This window comes from Novosphingobium sp. SG720 (assembly GCF_012275365.1).
In the GTDB taxonomy this organism is placed as follows: Bacteria; Pseudomonadota; Alphaproteobacteria; order Sphingomonadales; family Sphingomonadaceae; genus Novosphingobium; species Novosphingobium rhizosphaerae.
On sequence record NZ_JAAZQN010000002.1, the window covers coordinates 214617 to 238092 of the forward strand.

Sequence of the window (23476 nt, forward strand, 5' to 3'; positions counted from 1 at the left end):
CGGCTCAACGCACCGGCGGCAGGCGTGCAGGCGGCAGGGAGGCGGCCGCTGCAAACAGGTCTGCCGCCAGGCCCGCGCCGATCAGGCGCCCGCCTTCGCGGGTAAAATGCACATGGTCGCCGCGTTGCAGGCCCTGGGCTACCCAGGCCATGGTGGTGCAGGGGCCACCCATCGCCCCTTGCCAGTCCCAGAAGGCCAGGCCCAGCGTGGTGGCCAGCCGCCGCTCCAGCGCGCGCATCTGCGCCAGGTGGCCGGGCACGGACCAGCCACCGCCGCAGGCCTGCGTTTCAGGCAGGGCAGGCAGGGCCACGGCCGGGCGATTGCTGGCCGCATCGGGCGGCCCGACCATCAGGATCGGCACATTGGCCCCGGCCATGGCGCGCACCCGCGCCACGGCAGTGCGCACCACCGCTTCGGTTTCGGCCAGGCCCAGCGCGGGATCGAACCCTTCGTTGGTGCCAAAGGCCAGGATCACCAGGTCGGGGCGTGCTGCGGCCAGTTCGGCCCCGGCCACGGCATCGTCTGCCCGCGCCAGGTGCATGGCGCGCGCGCCCACCACGCCCAGGTTGGCCACGATCGCGCCGGGCGTGCCGGTGCGCGTTTCCCAGGCGGTGAGGCTGACCGTGCGGGTATCGAGCGTCGCGACCATGGCCTGCGTAACCGGGGTGGCCGATATGCGCACGAAGCAGGCCGCACCCGGCGTGTGCGCGGAAAAGCTGATCGGTTCGGCCGGCACGCCATCGAACGTGACCGTCACCGCGCCGGCATCGGGGCCGGTCAACCCGCACAAGGTGAAGCGGGTAAACCGCGTGGCGGGCATGTCGGCAGACAGCGTCATCGTGGCGGCCGGCATCGTGGTGGTCTGGGTAAAGCCCGAAAAGCCCAGCAACGCGCCATCGGCATGGCGCTGCGGCCCGAACAGGCTGTTGCCCTGCCATTCCGCGCTTTGTCGCGCGGTCACGCCCCACGACAAATAGCCCTGATAGGGCTTGCCGGCGGGCATCATGCCGCGCCCGGCATTGCCCAGCCGCGCCTGCAACGCGGCGCGCAGGCCCTGGCTGACCATGTCGCCGGCCGTGTGGCTGTCACCGATCTGCACGATCGAAAGCACGCCCGCGCCCGTCGCGCTGGCTGGGGCATTGGGCGCCAGGCGCGCCAGGAACGGGGCAATGGCGGCGGCATTGCCCAGCTGCCCCGGTACGGCGGCGGTGATGACAGCTGCCGGGGGTGCAGTGGCCAGCGGCGGCGTCAGATCGACCGGCGCGTTCTGGGCCAGAACTGGCGGACACGACAGTGCAGACAGGGCCAGCCCGGCGCACAAGGACAGGCGGTGGCTCATCGGCGCGTTCCTCGGGGTGGGGTGGCAGCAGGCTTGCTGTCGGGGCCATTGCTGGGTGCCGTGCTCGGTTTGCTGTCCGGCTTGGCATCGGGCTTGGGATCGGATTTCGCTTCGGCCTTCGCCGCCGGTTTGGCGGGGGCTGTGGATGAATCCGTGGAAGACCCTGTGGGCCGTTGTGTGGGCAAGTGTGTGGGCAAGTCTGTGGGCTTGCCGCCATCATCGGGCTTGGGCGCATCGGCGGCGGGGCGCTTGTGGCGCGGCGGCGTTGCCGGATGGTCTGCTGGTGGCGCCAGGCTGGGCTGCGCCGAAGGGGTGGCCGCCTTCGGCGCGGGCGGGGCCAGCAGGGCCAGGATCGGCTGCACCACCGGCCGGCTGATCACTTCATAGCCATGGAACGTCATGTGCTTGCCATCGTTGGCGCGCGCCAGATAGCTGGTCCCGGTGGCCGGATCGGTCAGCCGCAGGGCAAAGCGGTGCTGGCGATCCTCGCTCACCGGCACGGCATTGGCAAAGGGCACGCCCAGCCGGCAGGTGACCTTGGCGAAAAAGCCGTTCATCGCCTGGATGTCGCGGTCGAATTCGGGGTCGCGCATGCGCGGCAGGCCCACCCAGCCCACCGCGACGCCGCGTTGTTGCAGCATGCGCACCAGCGCGGTCACGCGCCCGTCGATCGTCTCCTGCCAGGCCGCGCTCATGTAAGGCGCGGCATGGCCGCCCACGAACAGGCCCTGGGTGTCGTTGGCGCCGATGCTGATCAGCGCCACGTCGATCGGCTGGGCGGCCACCCGATCCTTGGCGTCCTGCAGCAGGTCGCGGGTGCGATAGCGGGTAAAGCCGGTGCCTTCGTGGCTGAACTGGTGGACTTTGACGTCAGGGAACTTGCGAAACGCCTGGTCGGTGGCGGCCCACAGCCCGTCACCGAACGAATCGCCGAACACGCCGATGTGCAGCGGCCGATGCGCGGCCAGGGCGGCGGCTACGCGCGGCCCCTTGGGAAACAGTCCGCCACAGCCGGGCGCCAGGACCAGCGGAGTGGCCGCCGCCGGCGCGTCGTTGGACGTGGCCGGGATTTCCGCGACAGGCCCGGGGGCATCCCAGCCGGGCAGCGCTTGCCAGGGTTTTCCCCCGGTGCGGAATGACAGGCCCAGCACCGCGCCCACGGCAATGCCGATGAACAGGACCGCCCCGCGATCCAGCACCATGATCCACCTGCGCTTACCCAACGAAACCGTCCCGCCTTTCTTCCGCCGCTCCTATGGAGGGCGGGCAGGGGCGTCAACGCCTTCGCGCCAGTTCGACCGGTCGCCAACGACCGGTGCCGGGGGTCAGCGCGCCGGGCCGGGCCGCAGCGCCATGAAGGCGTTGAGGCGGGCGCGATAGGCCGCCAGTTGCGCCGGATCGACGCTGCGCGTGCGGGCGATCATGCTGATCGAGGAGGGATCGACCACCTGCCCACCGCGATAGAGTTCGTAGTGCAGGTGCGGCCCGGTCGAAAGCCCGGTGGAACCGACATAGCCGATCACTTGCCCGCGCACCACGTGGGTGCCCGGTGCCACGGCAATGCGGCTCATGTGGCCATAGCCGGTGCCGATGCCCCCGCCGTGGTCCAGCCGCACATATTCGCCATGCCCGCCGTGCCAGCCGGCAAAAGTGACGGTGCCATCGCTGACCGCGTGGATCGGTGCGCCCCAGGCCGCGCCGAAATCGATGCCAGCATGCAGGCGCACATAGCCCAGGATGGGATGGCGCCGCCAGCCAAAGCCCGATGTCACGTGCCCGTCCACGGGTGCGGCGAGCAGGCCCGAACCGTCGCCCTGGATCGTGCCCTTCATCGCCTCGGGGCTCATGAATTCGCCCTGGTTGCCCCAGCGCAGCAATTGCGCGCGCGGCTGCCCGCCGCGCCGCACCCCGGCATAGAGCAAGTCGCCCATCTGCCCTTCGCCGTCGGCGGCGCGCTTGTAGGATACCACCAGGTCGAATTCGTCGGTGGGGGCAATGTCCTCGAACGGCAGCACGGTGTCGATCGTGCGCAGATAGTCCTGCACGGCCTGCGGGCTGGCGCCGGCGGCGCGGGCCGAACGATAGAGGCTGCTGCCGACTATGCCGGTCAGGCGCATCGGCGTGGTATCTACCGGGATCGCGCGCTGGCGCAGGGCAAGGCTGCCGCCCTGGCGCACGATGTCGATCGCCAGGTCGAACCGCGCGCGCACGCTCAACTTGTCGAGCGGGCGCGGATCGAGCGGCCCGGCATGGGCGCCCAGCGTCATCTGGAAGCGCGTGCCCGGCGCCAGTTGTTCAGGCGGAACGGCGCGGGCGATCAGGCTGGCGGCCTGCGCCGCATCGCTCATCGCCAGGCCCGATCGTTGCAGCATGCGCGCCAGGCTGTCGTTCTCGCCCAGCGTGGCGGTCATGGTGATGCTCGGCCGCTCGGGCGCGGCGGCGAGATGGGTGATCAGCGACGTCGCGGCGAAATGGCGGCCATTGCCCGCCCCTTGCGCCAGCGGGCGAATGCCCTGGGCGGCCAATTCCTGGGCCATGCCGTCGTCCAGCGCTTGCAGTGGTGCGGCCTGGAGCGGGGCAAAGCTGGGCCACAGCGCCAAGGCTGCGGCGGCAAGGGTGGCGCAAGTGGCCGCGCCATGCAGCCAGCGGCGGCTGCCGATATCCTGCGCCAGGTCGTGCACCTGCAGCCAGCGTGCCGCGGCGCGTTCCATGCGCAGGCAGGCCGCCAGCCAGCGCCGGGCGAGGGGATGGGGCGATTGGCGCCAGTCGGGCAGGGGGGCGGCCGGCGGCGCGGGGGGCGTTGGGGCGATGATCGGCGTGCGCCGCGTGCCAAAGCCGCCAGCGCGCGCGAATCCGCCGCCACCCATGCCGGTGCCAAAGCTGCCGAATGTCTCGCGTGGGCCGTGCACGCCCGGATGATCCCTTCGTAAAACCCCTTTGTCCTCCCTGCCGCATGACGGTTAACGCCCCGTAAAGTGCGGGGCCGGGTCTTGCGGATGGCGCGCGAAGGCCGCAATCTGCGGTAACGAACGGGGAAATCGATCGATGCCGGACACTGCCCTTGCGGTTGGCGCCTTTCCGATTGGGGAAGATGGCCATACGCACGAAACTGCCTGCCTCAATTGCGCCACGCCGCTGGTCGGCAGCCACTGCCACGCCTGTGGTCAGGCGGCGCACGTGCACCGCACGCTGGGCGCTTTTTTCCACGATCTTCTCCACGGCGTTTTCCACTTCGAAGGGCGCATCTGGCACACGCTGCCGCTGCTGGCGTGGAAACCGGGCGAACTCACCCGCCGCTATGCCGACGGGCAGCGCGTGCGCTTTGTTTCGCCTCTGGCGCTGTTCCTGTTCAGCGTGTTCCTGATGTTTGCCGTGTTCCACCAGGTCAGCGGGGAATGGCACTGGAATCCCGCCGTGGGCACCGATGGCAAGAGCCTGGCGCAGGGCAAGGCAGAGGCACAGCGCACCCTTTCCCGGCTGGAGGCGCAGCGGGCCGATCTGGTGCGCCAGCACCGCAGCACCGAAAGCATCGACGAACAGATCGATTCGCAAAAGACCGCGCTGGACGTGATCGCCAGCGTCAGCGGGCCGGACAGCACGGGCGGGGGCCCGCGCGTGCGCAGCGACATTCCGCAACTGGCCCACGTGATCGATGCATTCCGCACCAATCCCGGCCTGGCAGTCTACAAGCTGCAATCCTATGCCTACAAATACAGCTGGGTGCTGATCCCGATCTCGGTGCCCATGCTGTGGCTGCTGTTTCCGTTCAGCCGGCGCTTCCAGCTTTACGATCACACCGTGTTCGTCACGTATTCGCTTTCGTTCATGACTCTGCTGCTGGTGGTGCTGATGCTGGCCGATTGGCTGGGGCTGCCGGGCATTGCCGTGGTGGCCGTGGGGGTGCCGCCGCTGCATATCTATCGCCAGCTGCGCGGTGCCTATGGCTGCGGGCGCTGGGGCGCGCTGTGGCGCACCGGGGCCTTGCTGGTCTTTGCGCTGGTGGCGCTGCTGCTCTTTGCGGCGGTGATCCTGGCGCAGGCGGGCGCGGAATGATCCGTTTGTTCCACGTGGAACGCGGCCCGCGCTGGTGGAGGCGATAGAGCGTGTCGATCCTGTTCCTTGCCGATCTCGCTGCGGAAGAACTGGCGGTGTGGACCCAAGCCCTGCGCGCCAGTCTGCCCGGTGACGACATTGTCGCCTGGACGGGTGAGCCCGCTTCTGCCCCGGCGGCAGAGATTCTGGCCGGCGTGAGCGTGGCCGTGGTCGCCAACCCGCCACCCGGCCGCCTGGCGCGCCTGCCGGCCTTGCGCCTGGTGCAAAGCGCCTGGGCCGGGGTGGATGCGCTGCTGGCCGATCCGGCGCTGCCGGCGGTGCCCCTGGCGCGGCTGGTCGATCCGCTACTGGCGGCAGACATGGCAGAGGCGGTGCTCGGCCATGTCCTGGCGCTGCACCGGCAGATGCCGGCCTATCGCGCGCAACAGGCGCGTGGGCACTGGCAACCGCTGGCCCAGCCACGCATGGCAGAGCGCCGCGTCGGCGTGCTGGGCATGGGCGAAATGGGCCAGGCGAGCGCCGCCTTGCTTGCCCAGGTCGGCTTCGACGTTGTCGGCTGGAGCCGCCGCCCAAGGGCGCCCTTGCCCGGTGTGGCCATGGCCAGCGGCGCCGATGGACTGGACCACGTGCTGGGCGCGGGGCAGATTCTGATCAACCTGCTGCCGCTGACGCCGCAGACCCAGGGCCTGCTGGGGGCCGGGGCCTTTGCCCGCATGCCGCGCGGTGCGGGCCTGGTGAACGCCGGGCGGGGCGGCCATGTCGTGGTGCCCGATCTCATCGCCGCGCTCGATGCCGGGCAGATCGGCCATGCCGTGCTCGATGTCTTCACGGTGGAGCCGCTGCCGGCGGGCGATCCGCTGTGGCAGCGTGCCGACATCACCATCACGCCCCACGTTGCCGCCCCCACCGATCCGCATTCGGCGGCGCGTGCCATTGCCGCCAACATCGCGCGGTGGCGGGCGGGCGAGGCCCCGCTAGGCCTGGTCGATCGCAGCACAGGATACTGAGCGGCGGCACGAAAAAGGGCGGGAAAGGCATCGCCTCTCCCGCCCTTTTCTCGTTTGCGTGTCGAAGATCAGGCCTCGTCGGCGTTGGGCTCGCTGGCTGCGTCGCTCGCCTTGCGCTTGCCGGCCTTCTTCTTGACCAGCTTGGGCGCCGCCGGGGTCAGTTCGAAGCTGAGCGCATCGTCCTTCAGGCTGACATGCACTTCCCCGCCATTGGCCAGCTTGCCGAACAGCAGTTCCTCGGCCAGCGGCTTCTTGACCTTTTCCTGGATCAGGCGCGCCATCGGCCGCGCGCCATAGAGCCGGTCATAGCCGCGCGTGGCCAGCCAGGCGCGGGCATCGCCGTCGAACTGGATGTGCACGTTCTGCTCGGCCAGCTGGAGTTCCAGCTGCAGCACGAACTTGTCGACCACGCGGCTGACAACTTCGGGCGGCAGGTAGCCGAAGGGCACGATGGCATCCAGGCGGTTGCGGAATTCCGGCGTGAACAGGTTCTTCACCGCTTCGTCGCCCGCGTCCTGCTTGGACACATCGCCGAACCCGATGCCCTGCTTGGCCATGTCCGATGCGCCGGCATTGGTGGTCATGATCAGGACCACGTTGCGGAAATCCACCGTCTTGCCGTGGTGATCGGTCAGGCGCCCGTTGTCCATCACCTGCAGCAGGATGTTGAACAGATCGGGGTGGGCCTTCTCGATTTCATCCAGCAGCAGCACGCAATGCGGTTGCTGGTCGATGGCATCGGTCAGCAGACCGCCCTGGTCGAACCCGACATAGCCCGGAGGGGCACCGATCAGGCGGCTGACCGAATGGCGCTCCATGTATTCCGACATGTCGAAGCGCTGCAGCGGAATGCCCATGATCTGGGCGAGGCTGCGCGCCACTTCGGTCTTGCCCACGCCGGTCGGGCCGGAGAACAGGAAGGAACCGATCGGTTTGTCCGGGTCGCGCAGGCCGGCGCGGCTCAGCTTCATGGCGCTCGACAGCACTTCGATCGCCTTGTCCTGGCCAAACACCAGGCGCTTCAAGTCACGCTCCAGATGCTCCAGCACCTTCTTGTCGTCGCTGCTGACAGACTTGGGCGGGATGCGCGCCATCGTCGCGATCACGGCCTCGATCTCGCGCGCGGTGATGGTCTTCTTGCGCTTGGACGGCGGCACCAGCATCTGCATCGCGCCCACTTCGTCGATCACGTCGATCGCCTTGTCGGGCAGCTTGCGGTCGTTGATATAGCGCGCGGAAAGCTCCACCGCGGTCTTGATCGCCTCGGGCGTGTACTTGACCTTGTGGTGCTCCTCGAACGCCGTGCGCAGGCCCTTGAGGATTTTGATCGTGTCTTCCACGGTGGGTTCGTTCACGTCGATCTTCTGGAACCGGCGCAGCAGGGCGCGGTCCTTTTCGAAGTGGTTGCGGAACTCCTTGTAGGTGGTCGAACCGATGCAGCGGATCGTCCCGCCCGAAAGCGCGGGCTTCAAGAGGTTCGAGGCGTCCATGGCCCCGCCGCTGGTGGCGCCGGCGCCGATCACGGTGTGGATCTCGTCGATGAACAGGATCGCGTGCGGCATCTTTTCCAGTTCGGACACGACCTGCTTGAGGCGTTCCTCGAAATCGCCGCGATAGCGCGTGCCCGCGAGCAGGCTGCCCATGTCGAGCGAATAGATCACCGCCTTGGCCAGCACCTCGGGCACTTCGCCTTCCACGATCTTGCGCGCCAGGCCTTCGGCGATGGCGGTCTTGCCCACGCCGGGATCGCCGACATAGAGCGGGTTGTTCTTGGAACGGCGGCACAGGATCTGGATCGTGCGATCCACTTCGGGGCCGCGGCCGATCAGCGGATCGACCTTGCCCGAAAGCGCCTTGTCGTTGAGGTTGACGCAGAACTGGTCGAGCGCGGAATCCTTCTTGTTGCCGCCCTTGGCTTCGGCCTTTTCTTCCTGCTTGGGGGTTTCTTCCTCGCTCGGCTTGGCCGTGCTGGAATTGACCTGGCGGCCGCCCTTGCCAATGCCGTGGCTGATATAGCTCACGGCATCCAGGCGGCTCATGTCCTGCTGCTGCAGGAAATAGACGGCATAGGAATCGCGCTCGGAAAACAGCGCGACCAGCACGTTGGCCCCGGTCACGGTGTCCTTGCCGGAAGACTGGACATGCAGGATCGCGCGCTGGATCACGCGCTGGAACCCGGCGGTGGGCTGGGGATCGGCCTTTTCCGCGGTCTTGAGGGATTGGTATTCCTGGTCGAGGTACTGGCGTACCACGTCGCCCAGATCGCCAAGATCCACGCCGCAGGCCTGCATCACCTGCGCCGCGTCTGCATCGTCGATCAGGGCAAGCAGGAGATGTTCGAGCGTCGCGTATTCATGACTGCGCTCCGAGGCATTGGCCAGGGCGCTGTGCAACGTCTTTTCGAGGCTCTGGGCGAAACTGGGCATAGGCTCGCTTTCTGGGGCTCACTCTTGGCCATGACGGAAGTATTCCGCCACGGGATGGTTCCCTTGCGGGAGAAAAGCACGGGGTTGGTTAACCGCCGCCGAACCAGGTTGGGCGGTCGCCACGGATGCTTCAATCGATGGTTTGCGCAACCGCTTGCCAAAACCGGCAACCGGACGCGTTCCTGGGGGCTGAACAGCTATATGGGGATGCCGCCCCGCAAGGTGAAGGGCGGCGGCGCTCATCGTCCAGTTTCGCCGGAAGGGGGCGGGCCGGAAGGAGGCGGGCCAGAAGGAGCAAGGGCGGGACGGGAAGTACCGAACAGCGCCTCTGCCGCGGCGCGGGTGCGCCCCGCGGTTTCACGATGGCGCGCCGTCCGGGCGATCTCGGCTTCAAGCAGGGCGATGCGCGCGCTCAACTCGTCCACCGAAAGCGAATCGAGTGGTTCGGCGGCCAGTTGCCCGGCCAGGTCGCCCTTGCGGCGCGGAAGGTCATCTGCGTCCATCGCACTGCACAATGTTGGACGGCAAACGCTTGCTGTCAACCTGTCCCATGGCTAGAGCGACGCTCTTATAGGCAAATGACGTCAAAACATGGGGCAGCAGATGCTGGAACTTCCGGTGACGATGACGGCAGTGGGGTTTGACGGGCATGGCGGGCCGGAGGTGCTCCGCCCCGAAACGCTGCCCGTGCCGCGCCCGGGCCCCGGGCAGGTGCTGGTCAAGGTGGCCTATGCCGGCGTCAACCGCCCCGATGTGATCCAGCGCCAGGGTTCCTATCCGCCGCCGCCCGGCGCCTCGCTCATTCCCGGCCTCGAAATCGCCGGCCAGGTGGTCGCGCTCGGTGAAGGCGTGACCATCCCCTTGCTCGGCCAGAATGTCTGCGCGCTGGTTTCGGGCGGTGGCTATGCGCAATATTGCCTGGCAGAGGCCGGGCATTGCCTGCCCGTGCCCGAATCCCTGCCGCTCGATCAGGCTGCGGCCCTGCCCGAAACGCTGTTCACCGTGTGGCACAACGTGTTCGAACGCGGCTGGGCCTGCGAGGGCGAGACGATCCTGGTCCACGGCGGCACCAGCGGCATCGGCAGCATGGCGATCATGCTGGGCAAGCTGTTCGGGCTCACCGTGATCGTCACCTGCGGCGGCGCGGAAAAGTGCCAGGCCGCGCTGGCGATCGGCGCCACCCACGCGATCGACTACAAGGCCAGCGATTTTGTCGAAGAAGTCAAGGCAATCACCGGCGGCCAAGGCGTCAACCTGGTGCTCGACATGGTCGCTGGCGACTATGTGGCGCGCAACCTGCAATGCCTGGCGCCCGATGGCCGCCACGTGACCATCGCGGTGCAGGGCGGGGCCAAGGCGCAGATCAACATGGCGCAGGTCATGACCCGGCGCCTCACGCTCACCGGGTCCACCCTGCGGGCACGGTCCGTCACGTTCAAGGCGCTGCTTGCCGGAGAGATCCTGGAAACGGTCTGGCCGTTGGTGGGCGAGGGCAAGCTGCGCCCGATCATGGACCAGGCCTTTCCGCTCGATCAGGCCGCTGCTGCCCACGCGCGGATGGAAGCGGGCCACCACATCGGCAAGATCGTGCTGAAAATGCCCTGATTCGGGCGCAAATACGGTGCCTGCGCGGATTGCTCTTGCCGTTTGGGCCATGCTCGCTTACATCTTCCCAGGCAAGTGGCCGCTCCGTGAAGGGGCGGCCCTTATTGTTTCCGCGCCACTCACACAGCCAATCGCGCACGAAAAAAAGAGGACCATGCCGTGAGCAACCAGCCCACGTATCCGCTGATGCCGCATGCCACTGCTTCGTGGCTTGTCGACAATACGGCACTGACGTTCGAACAGATTGCCGAGTTCTGCGGGCTGCATATCCTTGAAGTGCAGGCCATGGCCGACGATCTGGCCGGCGCCAAGTACACGGGCCGCAACCCGCTGCATTCGGGCGAACTGAGCCAGAGCGAAATCGATCGCGGGCAAGAGCATCCCGAATACCGCCTCAAGATGCAGCGCGCACCGCTGGCCGTCAGCCGCACCAAGGGCCCGCGCTATACGCCGGTGTCCAAGCGCCAGGACAAGCCCGACGGCATCGCCTGGATCCTGCGCCACCATCCGGAAATTTCCGACGCGCAGATCGGCAAGCTGATCGGCACCACGCGCACCACCATTGCCGCGATTCGCGATCGCAGCCACTGGAACATCGCCAACATCAATCCCAAGGACCCGGTGACCCTGGGCCTGTGCTCGCAGCGCGAGCTGGACATGCTGGTGAGCAAGGCGTCCAAGCGCGCCGGCGTGCCGGCCGAGGACGAAGGCGCCGTGACCGATCGCCTGGGTTCGGATCGCGACGCCCTGATCGAGGAACTGCGCGCCCAGCGCGAGGCTCAGTCCAAGGCCGCTTCGGAAGCTGCCCAGCACGCGGAAGCCATGGCCTGGCTCGAAGCGCGCCGCGCCGAAGGCATCTCCGACAGCTAAGTCCCGAGCCCTTCTTCCCCCTCTCGCCTGCGGGAGGGGCCGGGAAGGGCACGTCGGGAAAAAGGGCCGGGCCAATACGCCCTCCCCAAGCCCCTCCCGCAAGCGGGAGGGGTTTTTCATGCCCACAGCCCGCTCAGGCAGACTGGATATAGACCCGCATCGCGTCGGCTTCGGCCTCGATCCGGTCGATGCGGTATTTCACCAGGTCGCCGATCGAGATGAAGCCCACCATGCGCCCGTCTTCCAGCACGGGCAGGTGGCGGAACCGGCGCCGGGTCATCAAGGCCAGGGCCTCCATCACCGATGTCTCGGGCGTGACGGTCACCACCGGGGCCGTCATCACCGCGCTCACCGGCAGGCGCAGCGCATCTTCGCCATGCGCCGTCAGCGCGCGAATCACGTCGCGTTCGGAAAAGATCCCGGCAACGGCACTGTCGCCGTCGTGGACCGGCAGGGCACCGATTCTGTGCCGGCTGAGAATCTCGACGGCATCGGCCACCGTGTCTTGCGAATGGACAGACCAGACTTCGCCGGAACGTCCGGCCATCAACCGTGCAATGGTCATCGGTTGTCTCCTCTTCCCCTTGGGGCAGTTGGTCCCGCCTCCACCTGCAATCATGCCACGTTCCGGTTGCGCGGCAAGGGCCTTCCTGTAGGCATGGCTGCTTGGGAGAAATGACGATGGCCAACCGGTCTCCTCTGGATGACCCATACACCGCGGCGCATGCCTGGGCGCGCTATCGCTGGTTGATGCGCTGGATGGGCCTGGCCACGCTGGTGGTCATCGTGGCGGTCGATGCCTGGCTCTATGCGGGCCTGGGCCTTGTCTCGATCCACCTTTATATCGCCACTTCGCTGGGGGTGGGGATCACGATGATGCTGATGGCGGCGCTGATGGGCCTGGTGTTCCTGTCCAGCGGCACGGGCCACGATGAAAGCATCGAGGACCGGCTCGACAGCTCGCACTGGGACGACACCTGAAAATCACCTTGCCGCGCGGCGGCCCACGCGGCAACTGGACGCATTCTGTCCAGCCCGGAGTGCCCCGATGAACCGCCGCCAAGTGCTTGCTTCCACGGGAATCGCCGCGCCGCTGGCGCTCGGCGGCGCAAGGGCCATGGCCGCCGGCCCCCGGTCCAGCCAGCCTGTGCCCAGCGGCCAGGGCGGCCGCACCGGCCCGCGCAACCTGATCACCGATGTGGCCGGCATCACCGTGGGCTGCGCGCACGATGCCGCCGTGCGCACCGGCACCACGGTGATCCTGGCCGACAAGCTCAGCACCGCCGCGATCGACGTGCGCGGCGGCGGCCCCGGCACGCGGGAAAGCGATGCCCTGGAAAGCCACAACCTGGTCCATGCCTGCAACGCCGTGGTGCTTTCGGGCGGATCGTCGTGGGGCCTGGCGGCGGCCGATGGCGTGGCGGCGCACCTGGGCGCGCGGGGCATCGGCTATGGCGGGCTGGCCAGCCAGGGCGTGCCGGTCTCGCCGATCGTGCCGGCCGCGATTCTCTATGACCTGGGCAATGGCGGCAACAAGCGCTGGGGCACCGAGCCGCCCTATCGCGACCTGGGCATCGCCGCGCTGGCGGCCGCCGGCCCCGAATTCGCGCTGGGCACCAGCGGCGCGGGCTATGGCGCCATGGCCGGGGCGCTCAAGGGCGGGTTGGGGTCTGCCTCCACGCTCACCCACGATGGCGTCACCGTGGGCGCGATCGTCGCGGTCAATGCGCTGGGGTCCACGCTGGTGCCCGGCACGCACCATTTCTGGGCGGGTGCCTTTGAAATGGGCGATGAATTCGGCGGCCTGGGCCCGATTGCGGCGCGCGTGGGGCCCGAACAATGGGGCGGTACCAAGCTGCCCGCCCCGCGCGAAAACACCACGATCGCCTGTGTCGCCACCGATCTCGATCTGACGGCAGACGAGATGAAGCGCGTGGCGATCATGGCCCAGGACGGCCTGGCGCGGGCGATTCGCCCTGTGCACACGCCGTTCGATGGCGATGTCGTGTTCGCGCTGTGCACCGGGCGGATCGCCGTGTCGGGCCCGCGCGACCTGGCCGTGCTGACTGTGGGGGCCGTGGCCGCCGATACCCTGGCCCGCGCCATTGCGCGCGGGGTGCATGCGGCCAGCGCGCCGGCCGGCTGGGCCGTGCCCACCTGGTCTGCCCTAGCGTCCACCCAGCCGCAAAAGTGAAGGTGATGGCGCGCGCGCTGCTCACCTTGGCGGTGCCGGTGGCGCTGGTCCTGCTGGCGGTGCTGGCCGTGCCGCATGGGCCGGGCGTATTCCTGGGCATCGGCGCGCGCATCTGGGCGCTGTTTGCCTGCGCGCCGCTGACCAGCGCCTGGCTGTGGTGGCGCCAACGGGGCGTGCTGCCATGATCGCGGCGTTCCTGGCCGTGATGGCGCTGTCGCTGGCCGTTGCGCTGTGGGCGCGGCGGGGGGCGGCCCATGCCGCCGGCCCGCGCGCGTTCTTCGTGGCCAGCGGACAACTGGGTGCGATCCTGTTCTTTTTCCTCAGCGTGGGGGAAACCTATTCGATCGCCACGATGCTGGGCTTTCCCGGCGGGGTCTATGCCGGGGGCGAAGGCTTCGTGGTGTGGTTCTTCGGCTATATCCTGATCGCCGCGCCGGTGCTGGCGGTGCTCGGCCCGTGGATCTGGCGGGCGGGCAATCTCTACGGCGCCGTCACCATTCCCGATTTCTTCGCCGCCCACTTCGGCAGCCGCCTGCTCGAACGCGTGATTGCGGTGGGGGCGATGGCGCTGCTGCTGCCGATCGGCACGATGCAGTTTGCCGGCATCCGCCTGGTGCTGGGCGCGCTGGCGCCGGCGGCATCCATGCCGCTGTTGCTGGCCGGCGCGGGCCTTGTCACTTTTGCCTATGTCGCGCTGGCCGGCTTGCGGGCGGCGGCGTTCGTGGCAGTGCTCAAAGATGCGCTGATGCTCGGCACGATCCTGCTGGTCGGCGCTTTGGCGCTGGTGCACTGGCCGGCGCTTCAGGGGCCGGCAGGGCCGGCGCCGCAGGTGGCCGCGGCCCCGCAAGTGCCGGTGGGCTTGCCCTTTGCGCTTAGCACCATTGCGGTTCAGGCGCTGGGCTTTGCCATGATCCCGCAGAACTGGGCGTTCCTGTTCGCCGCGCGTGGCCCCCAAGCCATTGCCCGCGCCCAGGCCGCCGCGCCGCTATATATGGTGATGTTTCCGCTGCTCATGGCCGTGGCCGTGTTCGTGCGACAGATCGGGCTGCCGCTCGACAAGCCCGATTTCGTGTTCCTGGCCGCCGCGCAGCATCTCCTGCCCGGCTGGGCCATGGGCGTGGTCATGGCGGCGGTGGTGTTGGCCGGCCTCGTCATTCTTTCCAGCGTGTGCCTGGCCATCGCCCCGCTGATCACGCGCAATCTGGTGCCCGGCCTGGATGGCACGGCGCAGCAGGGCTGGGCCAAGGCCATCACCGCGCTGTTCATCGCGCTGTCTGCCGCCGGCGCGCTGGCCCAGGTGCCGCTGCTCGCCACGCTCAACACCGTGTTCTATTTCGGCATCGTCCAGACCCTGCCCGGCTTCCTGGCGGCGCTGTGGACCGGCCGCGCCGGCGCGCGCGGCGTCATCGCCGGCATCGCCGTTGCAGCGGTGTTCATCCTTGCTGCGCGCTTTGCCGGCTGGAGCCTGGGCGGGATCAATCCCGGCCTGATCGGCCTTGTCCTCAACGCCCTGGTTCTCGCGCTCTGCACTTGGGCTTGGCCGCGCCGTGATGGGCAGAGCGTGCTCGCCTTGCTGTGATAGCGCGCGCGGGGGCTTCGACAGGCACAGCCCGAACGGATTTCAGCACCAGGGGCTGAGCCATTCCCCGTTCGCCTTGCGCTTGTCGAATGGCGCTTGCGACGCCCTCGATCAGGAACCGGGCGGGTTGAGGCGGTATTCCGCCACCGGCACGCCGCCGATCACGTGTTCCTGGATAATCCGTTCCAGCACCGGCGGGGTGCAGGAATGATACCAGACCCCTTCGGGATAGACCACGGCCACCGGCCCTGCCGCACACACGCGCAGGCAGCCCACCTTGCTGCGCAGCACGCCTTGCCCGCCGCCCAGCTTGAGTTCGCCCAACCGCTTCTTGAGGAAAGACCAGGCTGCGTCGCTTTCCTTGTGCGAACAGCATTTGTCCTTGTCGGAATCGGCGCAGATGAAGATGTGCCGCTGCGTGGCAAAGCCGCCCAGCTTGGCCAGCGTGCCTTCTGCCTCGGCAATGTCTTTCGCGCGCGTCTTTTCGCCCATCAGCCGCGCTTGCCGGCAATGCGGGCGATTTCGGCGGCGACCATCTTTTCCACCATCACCGGCAGGTTGCGTTCCAGCCATTGCGCCAGCATCGGGCGCAGCATGTCGCGCACCATGCCTTCCAGCGAGGTTTCGCCCGACCGCACGATCTGCGGCTGGGCGCCGGGCTGGGCCAGCATGGCCAGCGCCGCCAGCGAATCGCGCATCGATGCGGCCGCTTCCTGCGGCACCAGCGCTTCCTCGTCGTCCTCGCCGACCGGCGGTTCGGCTTCGGCCGCCGGCTTGCGATACTCGCCCATGATCTGCGCGGCCACGTCGGTCAGGTCCAGCACGTCGGCCGGGCTGGCGGCGCGGTTCAGCGCGATCGCGGGATTGGCGGCAGCGCGCGGGGCTGCGGTGCCTTCGCGCCCGGCCTGGGCCTGAAGCGCAGGGGCAATGGCGGCAGCCGCCGCCGCGGCAGACATCGGCGCACGCGGGGCCTGCGCGGCTGGTGCCTCGCCCCGCGTGTCACGGGCGATCACCTTCTTGATCGATTCGAGAATTTCCTCGACCGAAGGTTCACCGGCCTGGCGCATTCTAATCCCCCAAGTTCTGCAATACGTTGCCGCAAACCGCCCGGTCAGGGCAGCGGCTGATCCGGGATTGTCGCATCCTGGGCAGGGGTGTCAACCGTGGCGGTTGCGTGCGCCGTGGGCTGCGGATCGCTGTCCCAGTCCCAGATGCGGTTGTGCACGCGTTCATAGTTCGCCTGCGGATCATAGAGCGTGCCGCCGTCCAGCCCGAGATCCTTGGCCTGGGCCTTGCCCATCGCCGAAAGCAGGGCAAAGCCGGCCACGTATTCGTTGCGCTTGGCCGTCACCAGTTGCACCTGGGCGTTGAGCAATTCCTGCTCGGCGTCGAGGATGTTGAGGATCGTGCGGTTGCCCACGGTGTTTTCCGCGCGCACGCCTTCAAGGCTCAGCGCCGCGGCATCCACTGCCGTCTGGTTGAGCGCGATCACTTCCTTGGCCGCCAGCCAGGCCGACCAGGCCGATCGCACCGTAGCGATCACCGCGCGTTCGGTGCCGATTTCCTGTTCCATCGTCGCGCCTTGCGAGGCTTGGGCCTGGCGCACGCGGGCTGCCGGGGCGCCGCCCTGGAACAGCGGGATCGAGGCGGTCAGGCCCGCCACCATGTTGCGATAGGAATTGGGCACGCCGGGCAGATAACTGCTCAGGTAATTGGTGCTGTTGGTCGATGCACTGGCCGAAACGGTGGGGAGGCGGCTGGCGCCGGCCACTTTCACGTCATAGCCGGCTGCCTTGCTGGCCTCGCGCGCGGCGATCAGGTCGGGGTTGTTGTCCAGCGCATAGTCCACCGCGTCTTCCACGCTGGCGGGCATGCCCACCAGCGGCGGCGGCGCTTCCAGCGTGCCGGGCACATGGCCGATGACCCGCACATAGGTTTCGCGGCTGGCCACCAGGTTGGCTTCGGCCGAACGCAGGCTGGCCCGCGCCAGCGCCAGGCGCGAGCGCGACTGCGCCACGTCGGTGCGGGTCACGTCGCCGATTTCGAACCGGTCGCTGGTGGCCTGAAGGTTGACTTCCAGAACCTGCACGTTGTTCTTCTGCAGACCCACGATCGCGGCGTCGCGGATCACGTCCATGTACGACGTGACCGTGCTGGTGAACACGCTCGATTCGGTGCCGCGCAGGCTGGCGCGGCCCGCATCCACCCGTGTTTCGGCGGCGCGAATGCCGTATTTTACCGCCCCGCCGCGATAGAGCGGCAGGCCGGCAGTGGCGCCCAGGCCAACCACCCGGTCGGGATAGCTCGTGGAAAAGTAAGAGCCGCCCTTGTCGACATATTCGTTGTAGCTGACGCTGCCCGAAAGCGAGGGCAGGGCCGAGGCGCGGGCGATCGGCACGTTTTCGTCGGTGGCGCGCAAGTTGTCGCGCGCCGCCTGCAGATCCGGGTTGGTCTGATAGGCGGCCGTGAGCGCGCTGCGCAGATCATCCGCCAGGGCCGGGGCACCGTGCGTGGCGAGCATTGCCGCCAGGCAGGTTCCGGCCGCTGCCGCGCGCCACCGGCTCCGCTCGGTCATGGGTTTCAGAAGCTCCAGCCCTTGGGGGCGGCAAATTCGGGCAGCACGGCAAAGTCGGCATCGCCCAGCGCGGCCAGGACCACTTGGCCGGCGGTCTTGCGGCCCAGTGCCAGGCGCGTCACGCGGCGTTCGACCAGGCCGGTCACCAGGCGGCCATCGTCGGCCACGGCGGCTTCCAGTGCCGGCGTCGTCTGCTCGATCGCACCGTCGACCAGGACCAGCGCGAACTGGCCCAGCGCGGCCAGATCGTCGGCCGGGCTTGCCACCGTCACCACCAGGCCCAGTTCGCGCAGCAGCGCGGCGAGATAAGTGCCAGGCTTGCCCACCACCAGTGCACGTTCACCGGCAACGGGAACCGCAGCGATCAGCATCTGCCCGTGGGTGAGCGCGGGGGCCAGCACGGTGCCATCGCCCAGCGGCACGGCGCGGTCCATATAGGCCACGGGGCGGCGATCCGCCGGCACGAAATCTTCGCGCGGCACGGCGGCAAAGGCGGCCAGCACGGCCGGATCGTTCACGCCGCTCACGCGCAGCTGGCTTTCGATCATGGCCTTGCGCTCGCGCACCATTCCCGTCTCTGCTGCCTCAGCTACTGCCACGCTCATCGGTGTTCCTCATCAAGTTCCGGGTGCGTGGGCCAGCCTTCGCAAGCGCACACGCCATGGGTCGCCAGCGTCTCTAGAATATTGCCCGCCTTGCGCCAAGCGTCTTGCATGCTGTTGATCGGCGCGTAAGGGACATTGGCAGAATGCTGTAGCAGGAGCGAAATTGCGATGGCGGAAATGGTGACGATCCGGGAAGCGGATCTGGTCGAAAGCGTGGCCGATGCGCTGCAATACATCAGCTACTTCCACCCGATGGATTACATCCGCGCTTTGGGCGACGCTTACGAGGCCGAACAGGGCCCCGCCGCCAAGGATGCCATCGCCCAGATCCTGACCAACAGCCGCATGTGCGCCGAAGGCCACCGGCCGATCTGCCAGGACACCGGCATCGTCAACGTGTTCATCGAATGGGGCCAGGATTGCCGCCTGGAATCCGACAAGTCCCTGCAGGACGTGGTCGATGAAGGCGTGCGCCGCGCCTATCTCAATGCCGACAACAAGCTGCGCGCCTCGGTCCTGGCCGATCCGGCGTTCACCCGCCGCAACACGCGCGACAACACGCCCTGCGTGCTCCACGTGGAAATGGTCAAGGGCAACACGATCACGGTCGATGTCGCGGCCAAGGGCGGCGGCAGCGAGAACAAGTCCAAGTTCAAGATGATGAATCCCAGCGATTCGATCGTGGACTGGGTGCTGGAAATGCTGCCGCAGATGGGCGCCGGCTGGTGCCCGCCGGGCATGCTGGGCATCGGCATCGGCGGCACCGCCGAACATTGCGTGCTGCTGGCCAAGAAAGCCCTGATGGAGCCGATCGACATGGCCCAGCTCAAGCTGCGCGGGCCCCAGACCGATATCGAGCGCCTGCGCATCGAAATCTTCGACAAGGTCAACGCGCTGGGCATCGGCGCGCAGGGCCTGGGCGGGCTTTCCACCATCCTCGACGTCAAGATCAGGGATGCGCCGTGCCACGCCGCGGGCAAGCCGGTGGCGATGATCCCCAACTGCGCCGCCACCCGCCACGCGCATTTCACCCTCGATGGCAGCGGTCCCAGCTATCTCGAACGGCCCAAGCTCGACGAATGGCCGCAGGTGCACTGGGCGCCCGACGCGGCGGCCAAGCGCGTCAACCTCGACACGCTGACGGCGCAAGACGTCCAAAGCTGGAAGCAGGGCGATCGCCTGTTGCTCAACGGCAAGATGCTCACCGGCCGCGACGCCGCGCACAAGCGCATCCAGGACATGCTGGCCAAGGGCGAGGAACTGCCGGTCGAATTCAAGGGCCGCGTGATCTATTACGTCGGCCCGGTCGATCCGGTGCGCGACGAAGTGGTCGGCCCGGCCGGCCCGACCACCGCCACGCGCATGGACAAGTTCATGGACATGATGCTGAACCAGGGCCTGCTCGCCTGCGTCGGCAAGGCCGAACGCGGTCCGGCGGCCACGCAGTCGATCGCCAACCACAAGTCGGCCTATCTCATGGCCGTGGGTGGCGCAGCCTACCTTGTCGCCCGCGCGATCAAGGAAGCCAAGGTCGTCGGTTTCGAAGATCTGGGCATGGAAGCGATCTATGAATTCACCGTGGAAGACATGCCGGTGACGGTCGCCGTCGATAGCGAAGGGCAGAACGTGCACCAGCTCGCCCCGCTGGTGTGGAAGAAGAAAATCGCCGACGAAGGCCTGCTGCCGGCTTGAGGTTTGCAGTCTTGTGCTAGGCTTCGCACCACCCCCAAACCCCCTCCTCTAAAGAGGATGGGGCTTTGAAATCAGTACCTTGACTCCCCCTCCTCTTCAGAGGAGGGGGCCGGGGGGTGGTGGAACCCTTCAGCAACGCCAGGTTCGACCAACCGCCCACCCATCTCGACCGCCGCACTGGCTTCCGGCCCGGGCCTCGCCTACCAAACGCCATGGCCTCTCACGCGCGGACCGATCCGACTTCGACATTGCAAGACACTCCGCCCGGCATCGGTCACGTCGGGGCGCGCCAGGTCGTGCTCTCGGCCACCGCGCTGTGGCTGTGCTATTTCGTGCTGGTGTCGATCCGCTGGGCGCTGGTTGGCCCGCCGGAAACCGACCTTTCGGTGTGGATCGAGTTGCTCTGGCGCCGCGCGCTGGTGACCATTGCCGGGATTGCCGTCACCGTGCTGGTCTGGCCGATGCTGCGCCGCTGGGATCATTGCCGGCTGGGCGCGCGCGTGGCCCTGGCGCTGGTGATCATGCTGCCGGCCGCCCTGCTGCTGGCGGTGATCAACCAGCAGGCTTTCGCCCCGCTCGAAGCGCGCTGGGACAAGGAAGCGCAGGCGCAAGCGGGGCAGGCAGACCAGACCGCCGTGCGCAACGACGTGGCCCAGCGCAACACCGGCGGCAACATGCTGATCGACGTGGCGCCGCCCATGCCTTCCACGCCCGCCATGCCGCCCGCGCCGCCAGAGCCGCCCGCCACCGGCCAGCTCCCCGCCGCGCCCGCAGAGCCGGCCGCACCGGCACCGCCGCATGCCAACGCCGATGGCGACAGGGTCAGCGTGCGCCATCATGCCGACGGCACGACCGAGATCACGGCGCCCGGCGTCCACATTGTCACCCGCGAAGCCGCCAATGCGGCCAACACCGCCAAGGAGATCAACCAGGACGAAGGTTGGCAGGAACTGACCGACATCGCGCTCGGCCGTTATTTCCTGTTGATCGCCTGGGCGGCGCTTTACCTGGCGCTGGGCAATGCCGAGCAGCGCCGCGCCGCCGAATGGCGCGAAGGCGAATATCGCCGCGCGGCCAAGGCGGCAGAGCTGCGCAGCTTGCGCTACCAGGTCAACCCGCACTTTCTGTTCAACACGCTCAATTCGCTCTCGGCGCTGGTCATGGTGGGCCGCGCCGAAGAGGCCGAGCGGATGATCCAGACCATTTCCAGCTTCTATCGCCACAGCCTGGCCGCCGATCCCACGGCCGATGTCACCCTGGCCGACGAGATCGCGCTGCAACGCCATTACCTGGCGATCGAGGGCGTGCGCTTTCCCGAACGGCTGCGCGTGGAATTCGATGTGCCCGATGATGTGGCACAGGCCTGCGTACCGGGCATGATTCTCCAGCCGCTGGTGGAAAACTCGATCAAATATGCCGTTTCGGCCACCACCCGCCCGGTCACCATCAGCATCCGCGCGCGCATGTCGGGCGGCCTGCTGGTGCTGACCGTGGCGGATGATGGCCCTGGTCTCGATGGGCATGGAGCCGAGCCGGCCGGTATTCCCGCCGGTGGCACCGGCATCGGCCTGGCCAACGTGCGCAGCCGCCTGGCCGCCCGCTTTGGCGCGCAGGCGCGGGTGGAAAGCGCGCCCCTGCCGGCCGGCGGCTATGCTACGGTGTTGACCTTGCCAATCATTTCCAATCTCTAGAGGCCTTGATGCGCACCCTGATTGTGGACGACGAACCCCTGGCCATCGAACGCATGCAGATCCTGTGCGCGCGCATCCCCGCGTTGCAGATCGTGGGCACGGCGGCCGATGGCGCGGCGGCGCTGCGCCTGGTGGAGGCGCTTGCGCCGCAGCTCGTGCTGCTCGACATGACGATGCCCGAACTGGATGGCCTGGGCGTGGCCCGCGCGCTGGGCCGGCAAAACCCCAAGCCGATGGTGATCTTCGTCACCGCGCATGATCATTTCGCGGTCGAGGCGTTCGATTGCGATGCGGTGGACTATGTGCTCAAGCCGGTGGCGCAGGATCGCCTCGAACGGGCGGTGGAGCGTGCTGTGGCCCGCCATGCCGCCGCTTCGTCCGATCTGGCGCCGGTTCCCGCGTCCGCGCCCGCGCTGGCCCCCTCGGCCAGCCCGTCGCAGTGGATCGAGGAATTCTGGGTGCCGCACCGCAGCGAACTGGTGCGCGTGGCCGCCGGCGACATCGACCGCATCGATGCCGAGCGCGACTATGTGCGCCTGCACGTGGGCCAGCGCAGCTACCTGATGCTGCACACCATCCAGCGGCTGGAAGACCGGCTGGACCCGGCGCGCTTCATCCGCCTGCACCGTTCCACCATCGTGCGCCGTGATCGCATCCAGGGCTTGCGCCACGATGGCCTGGGCGTGTGGTCGGCCGAACTGGCCGATGGCACGTTGCAGCGCATCGGCCGCACTTATCTGGCCAAGGCCAAGGCGATGGCGGGGCGCTGATACGCAGCGCCCCGCATTGCTCAGGCCAGGCCGGTCAGCGCCTTGAGATCGGCTTCGGGCCGCGCACCATAGTGCGAGATCACCTCGGCCGCACAGATCGCGCCCAGCGTCAGGCTTTCGCTGAGCGACAGGCCGCGCACGTGGCCGTGAAGGAAACCGGCAGCAAACAAGTCGCCCGCACCGGTCGTATCTACCACCTTGGCGATCGGCTGGGCCGGGACATGGGCTTCATCGGTGCCATGGCGGGCATGGGCGCCCAGTTCGCCACGCGTGACCACCAGGGTGGGGACGTTGGAAAGCGCGGCCATGCCATCGTGGAAATCGGCCTTGCCGGTCAAGGCGGCGAGTTCGTGTTCGTTGGCGAACAGGATGTCAATCATCCCGTCGGCGATCAGCGCGCGGAAATCGTCACCGTGACGCGAAATCACGAATGCGTCCGACAGGGTGAAGGCCACTTGCGTGCCGGCGGCGCGGGCGGCGGCAATCGCCTTGCGCATCGCGGCGCGCGGCTCTTCCGGGTCCCACAGATAGCCTTCGAGATAGAGCACGCGGGCGGCCGCGATCAGCGTTTCGTCGAGCGCTGCGGCGGGCAGGAACTGCGAGGCGCCCAGGAACGTGTTCATCGTGCGCTGGCCATCGGGCGTCACGAAGATCAGGCACTGCGCCGTCGGCGGATCGCCGGCCCGTGCGGCGGTGTCGAAGGCGATCTTGCCGGCGCGAATGTCGTGGGCAAAGACGCGGCCAAACTGGTCGTCGGCCACCTGGCCGATGAACGCGCACGATGCGCCAAGCGCGGCCAGGCCGGCCAGCGTGTTGGCGGCCGATCCGCCCGAGATTTCGCGGGCAGGGCCCATCGCGGCATAGAGCGCGGCGGCGCGGTCTGCGTCCACCAGCGTCATGCCCCCCTTGGCCAGGCCCAGCCGGGCGATCTCGTCGTCGGTGGCGGGGGCCATAACGTCGACAATGGCATTGCCGATGGCGATGACGTCAAAACGGTGGTCGGCAGCAGTTTCGGCCATGGTCTCTTTCGCAACGAAATGGGGAAGCAGTCACCCTGCCGCCTACCCGCA

General features: G+C 68.0%; 22 protein-coding genes. 11 read left to right on the forward strand and 11 right to left on the reverse strand.

The genetic code is table 11. The annotated features are described in order from the left end of the window. Positions 1–4: 4 nt before the first annotated feature. The 3 genes from FHW94_RS10385 to FHW94_RS10395 form a co-directional block, all read right to left on the reverse strand. Complete coding sequence (locus tag FHW94_RS10385) at positions 5–1339, reverse strand: GDSL-type esterase/lipase family protein (protein WP_168555762.1); 1335 nt, start codon at positions 1337–1339, stop codon at positions 5–7. Further along, the gene (locus FHW94_RS10390) at positions 1336–2562 is read right to left on the reverse strand and encodes a GDSL-type esterase/lipase family protein (protein WP_168555763.1); all 1227 of its coding nucleotides are present in this window, start codon (positions 2560–2562) and stop codon (positions 1336–1338) included. The genes FHW94_RS10385 and FHW94_RS10390 overlap by 4 nt, the downstream gene beginning before the upstream one ends. A 102-nt stretch (positions 2563–2664) precedes the next feature. After that, the gene (locus FHW94_RS10395) at positions 2665–4248 is read right to left on the reverse strand and encodes a M23 family metallopeptidase (protein WP_349237492.1); all 1584 of its coding nucleotides are present in this window, start codon (positions 4246–4248) and stop codon (positions 2665–2667) included. 136 nt (positions 4249–4384) lie between these two features. Between FHW94_RS10395 and FHW94_RS10400 the strand changes: the two genes are divergently transcribed. Further along, entirely contained in the window at positions 4385–5392 is a 1008-nt protein-coding gene (locus FHW94_RS10400; protein ID WP_168555764.1) for a DUF3667 domain-containing protein, read from the forward strand. Between the two features lie 50 nt (positions 5393–5442). Next, entirely contained in the window at positions 5443–6399 is a 957-nt protein-coding gene (locus tag FHW94_RS10405) for a glyoxylate/hydroxypyruvate reductase A (protein ID WP_168555765.1), read from the forward strand. A gap of 68 nt (positions 6400–6467) precedes the next feature. Here the strand turns inward: FHW94_RS10405 and clpA are convergent, their stop codons facing one another. Then, the gene (gene clpA, locus FHW94_RS10410; protein ID WP_168555766.1) at positions 6468–8825 is read right to left on the reverse strand and encodes an ATP-dependent Clp protease ATP-binding subunit ClpA; all 2358 of its coding nucleotides are present in this window, start codon (positions 8823–8825) and stop codon (positions 6468–6470) included. Between the two features lie 239 nt (positions 8826–9064). Beyond that, positions 9065–9328 carry a DUF1192 domain-containing protein gene (locus FHW94_RS10415; RefSeq protein WP_168555767.1) on the reverse strand — a complete coding sequence of 88 codons (264 nt, stop codon included), beginning with the start codon at positions 9326–9328 and terminating at the stop codon, positions 9065–9067. A gap of 100 nt (positions 9329–9428) precedes the next feature. On the opposite strand from FHW94_RS10415, the gene FHW94_RS10420 reads away from it, so the two are divergent. Next, positions 9429–10430 carry an NAD(P)H-quinone oxidoreductase gene (locus FHW94_RS10420; protein ID WP_168555768.1) on the forward strand — a complete coding sequence of 334 codons (1002 nt, stop codon included), beginning with the start codon at positions 9429–9431 and terminating at the stop codon, positions 10428–10430. Positions 10431–10589: 159 nt separating this feature from the next. Then, entirely contained in the window at positions 10590–11300 is a 711-nt protein-coding gene (locus tag FHW94_RS10425) for a DUF1013 domain-containing protein (RefSeq protein WP_168555769.1), read from the forward strand. 133 nt (positions 11301–11433) lie between these two features. On the opposite strand, the gene FHW94_RS10430 is transcribed toward FHW94_RS10425, so the two are convergent. Continuing rightward, positions 11434–11865 carry a CBS domain-containing protein gene (locus tag FHW94_RS10430; protein ID WP_168555770.1) on the reverse strand — a complete coding sequence of 144 codons (432 nt, stop codon included), beginning with the start codon at positions 11863–11865 and terminating at the stop codon, positions 11434–11436. 116 nt (positions 11866–11981) lie between these two features. On the opposite strand from FHW94_RS10430, the gene FHW94_RS10435 reads away from it, so the two are divergent. The 4 genes from FHW94_RS10435 (at position 11982) to FHW94_RS10450 (ending at position 15073) form a co-directional block, all read left to right on the forward strand. Further along, the gene (locus FHW94_RS10435) at positions 11982–12281 is read left to right on the forward strand and encodes a hypothetical protein (RefSeq protein WP_168555771.1); all 300 of its coding nucleotides are present in this window, start codon (positions 11982–11984) and stop codon (positions 12279–12281) included. Between the two features lie 67 nt (positions 12282–12348). Then, positions 12349–13494, forward strand: a complete 1146-nt coding sequence (locus FHW94_RS10440) for a P1 family peptidase (protein WP_168555772.1) — start codon at positions 12349–12351, stop codon at positions 13492–13494. 5 nt (positions 13495–13499) lie between these two features. Beyond that, complete coding sequence (locus FHW94_RS10445) at positions 13500–13679, forward strand: hypothetical protein (RefSeq protein WP_168555773.1); 180 nt, start codon at positions 13500–13502, stop codon at positions 13677–13679. Next, positions 13676–15073: a sodium:solute symporter gene (locus tag FHW94_RS10450; RefSeq protein WP_168555774.1), complete on the forward strand. Its 1398-nt coding sequence runs from the start codon at positions 13676–13678 to the stop codon at positions 15071–15073. The genes FHW94_RS10445 and FHW94_RS10450 overlap by 4 nt, the downstream gene beginning before the upstream one ends. A gap of 111 nt (positions 15074–15184) precedes the next feature. On the opposite strand, the gene FHW94_RS10455 is transcribed toward FHW94_RS10450, so the two are convergent. From FHW94_RS10455 to FHW94_RS10470, 4 genes are read right to left on the reverse strand one after another with little or no spacing between them, the layout of a single operon-like run. Then, a complete protein-coding gene (locus FHW94_RS10455) occupies positions 15185–15565 on the reverse strand; it encodes a (2Fe-2S) ferredoxin domain-containing protein (RefSeq protein WP_168555775.1) in 381 nt (126 codons plus the stop codon). Next, complete coding sequence (locus FHW94_RS10460; RefSeq protein WP_168555776.1) at positions 15565–16140, reverse strand: DUF2497 domain-containing protein; 576 nt, start codon at positions 16138–16140, stop codon at positions 15565–15567. The genes FHW94_RS10455 and FHW94_RS10460 overlap by 1 nt, the downstream gene beginning before the upstream one ends. Positions 16141–16184: 44 nt before the next feature. Further along, positions 16185–17648 (reverse strand): TolC family outer membrane protein, encoded by a 1464-nt coding sequence (locus FHW94_RS10465; protein WP_168555777.1) that lies wholly within the window; start codon positions 17646–17648, stop codon positions 16185–16187. Between the two features lie 5 nt (positions 17649–17653). Continuing rightward, complete coding sequence (locus FHW94_RS10470; RefSeq protein WP_246866060.1) at positions 17654–18253, reverse strand: protein-L-isoaspartate O-methyltransferase; 600 nt, start codon at positions 18251–18253, stop codon at positions 17654–17656. 168 nt (positions 18254–18421) lie between these two features. Here FHW94_RS10470 and FHW94_RS10475 point away from each other — a divergent pair, with 168 nt between their 5' ends. The 3 genes from FHW94_RS10475 to FHW94_RS10485 all read left to right on the forward strand — a co-directional run bounded on the left by FHW94_RS10475 (position 18422) and on the right by FHW94_RS10485 (position 22406). Beyond that, positions 18422–19945, forward strand: a complete 1524-nt coding sequence (locus tag FHW94_RS10475; protein ID WP_168555778.1) for a fumarate hydratase — start codon at positions 18422–18424, stop codon at positions 19943–19945. Between the two features lie 248 nt (positions 19946–20193). After that, on the forward strand, positions 20194–21636 hold the full coding sequence (locus tag FHW94_RS10480) for a histidine kinase (protein ID WP_246866061.1): 1443 nt from the start codon (positions 20194–20196) through the stop codon (positions 21634–21636). An 8-nt stretch (positions 21637–21644) separates the two neighbouring features. Continuing rightward, positions 21645–22406, forward strand: a complete 762-nt coding sequence (locus FHW94_RS10485; RefSeq protein WP_168555780.1) for a LytTR family DNA-binding domain-containing protein — start codon at positions 21645–21647, stop codon at positions 22404–22406. Positions 22407–22426: 20 nt separating this feature from the next. Here the strand turns inward: FHW94_RS10485 and FHW94_RS10490 are convergent, their stop codons facing one another. Beyond that, entirely contained in the window at positions 22427–23425 is a 999-nt protein-coding gene (locus FHW94_RS10490; RefSeq protein ID WP_168555781.1) for an adenosine kinase, read from the reverse strand. Positions 23426–23476: the final 51 nt, after the last annotated feature.

What these genes read in the sequence shown, in the direction of transcription:
- FHW94_RS10385 (WP_168555762.1), bottom strand. Translation starts at nt 1,339, where the DNA reads ATGAGCCACCGCCTGTCCTTGTGCGCCGGGCTGGCCCTGTCTGCACTG.
- FHW94_RS10400 (WP_168555764.1), top strand. Translation starts at nt 4,385, where the DNA reads ATGCCGGACACTGCCCTTGCGGTTGGCGCCTTTCCGATTGGGGAAGAT.
- clpA (WP_168555766.1), bottom strand. Translation starts at nt 8,825, where the DNA reads ATGCCCAGTTTCGCCCAGAGCCTCGAAAAGACGTTGCACAGCGCCCTG.
- FHW94_RS10415 (WP_168555767.1), bottom strand. Translation starts at nt 9,328, where the DNA reads ATGGACGCAGATGACCTTCCGCGCCGCAAGGGCGACCTGGCCGGGCAA.
- FHW94_RS10420 (WP_168555768.1), top strand. Translation starts at nt 9,429, where the DNA reads ATGCTGGAACTTCCGGTGACGATGACGGCAGTGGGGTTTGACGGGCAT.
- FHW94_RS10430 (WP_168555770.1), bottom strand. Translation starts at nt 11,865, where the DNA reads ATGACCATTGCACGGTTGATGGCCGGACGTTCCGGCGAAGTCTGGTCT.
- FHW94_RS10435 (WP_168555771.1), top strand. Translation starts at nt 11,982, where the DNA reads ATGGCCAACCGGTCTCCTCTGGATGACCCATACACCGCGGCGCATGCC.
- FHW94_RS10440 (WP_168555772.1), top strand. Translation starts at nt 12,349, where the DNA reads ATGAACCGCCGCCAAGTGCTTGCTTCCACGGGAATCGCCGCGCCGCTG.
- FHW94_RS10445 (WP_168555773.1), top strand. Translation starts at nt 13,500, where the DNA reads ATGGCGCGCGCGCTGCTCACCTTGGCGGTGCCGGTGGCGCTGGTCCTG.
- FHW94_RS10450 (WP_168555774.1), top strand. Translation starts at nt 13,676, where the DNA reads ATGATCGCGGCGTTCCTGGCCGTGATGGCGCTGTCGCTGGCCGTTGCG.
- FHW94_RS10455 (WP_168555775.1), bottom strand. Translation starts at nt 15,565, where the DNA reads ATGGGCGAAAAGACGCGCGCGAAAGACATTGCCGAGGCAGAAGGCACG.
- FHW94_RS10460 (WP_168555776.1), bottom strand. Translation starts at nt 16,140, where the DNA reads ATGCGCCAGGCCGGTGAACCTTCGGTCGAGGAAATTCTCGAATCGATC.
- FHW94_RS10465 (WP_168555777.1), bottom strand. Translation starts at nt 17,648, where the DNA reads ATGACCGAGCGGAGCCGGTGGCGCGCGGCAGCGGCCGGAACCTGCCTG.
- FHW94_RS10470 (WP_246866060.1), bottom strand. Translation starts at nt 18,253, where the DNA reads ATGAGCGTGGCAGTAGCTGAGGCAGCAGAGACGGGAATGGTGCGCGAG.
- FHW94_RS10475 (WP_168555778.1), top strand. Translation starts at nt 18,422, where the DNA reads ATGGCGGAAATGGTGACGATCCGGGAAGCGGATCTGGTCGAAAGCGTG.
- FHW94_RS10485 (WP_168555780.1), top strand. Translation starts at nt 21,645, where the DNA reads ATGCGCACCCTGATTGTGGACGACGAACCCCTGGCCATCGAACGCATG.
- FHW94_RS10490 (WP_168555781.1), bottom strand. Translation starts at nt 23,425, where the DNA reads ATGGCCGAAACTGCTGCCGACCACCGTTTTGACGTCATCGCCATCGGC.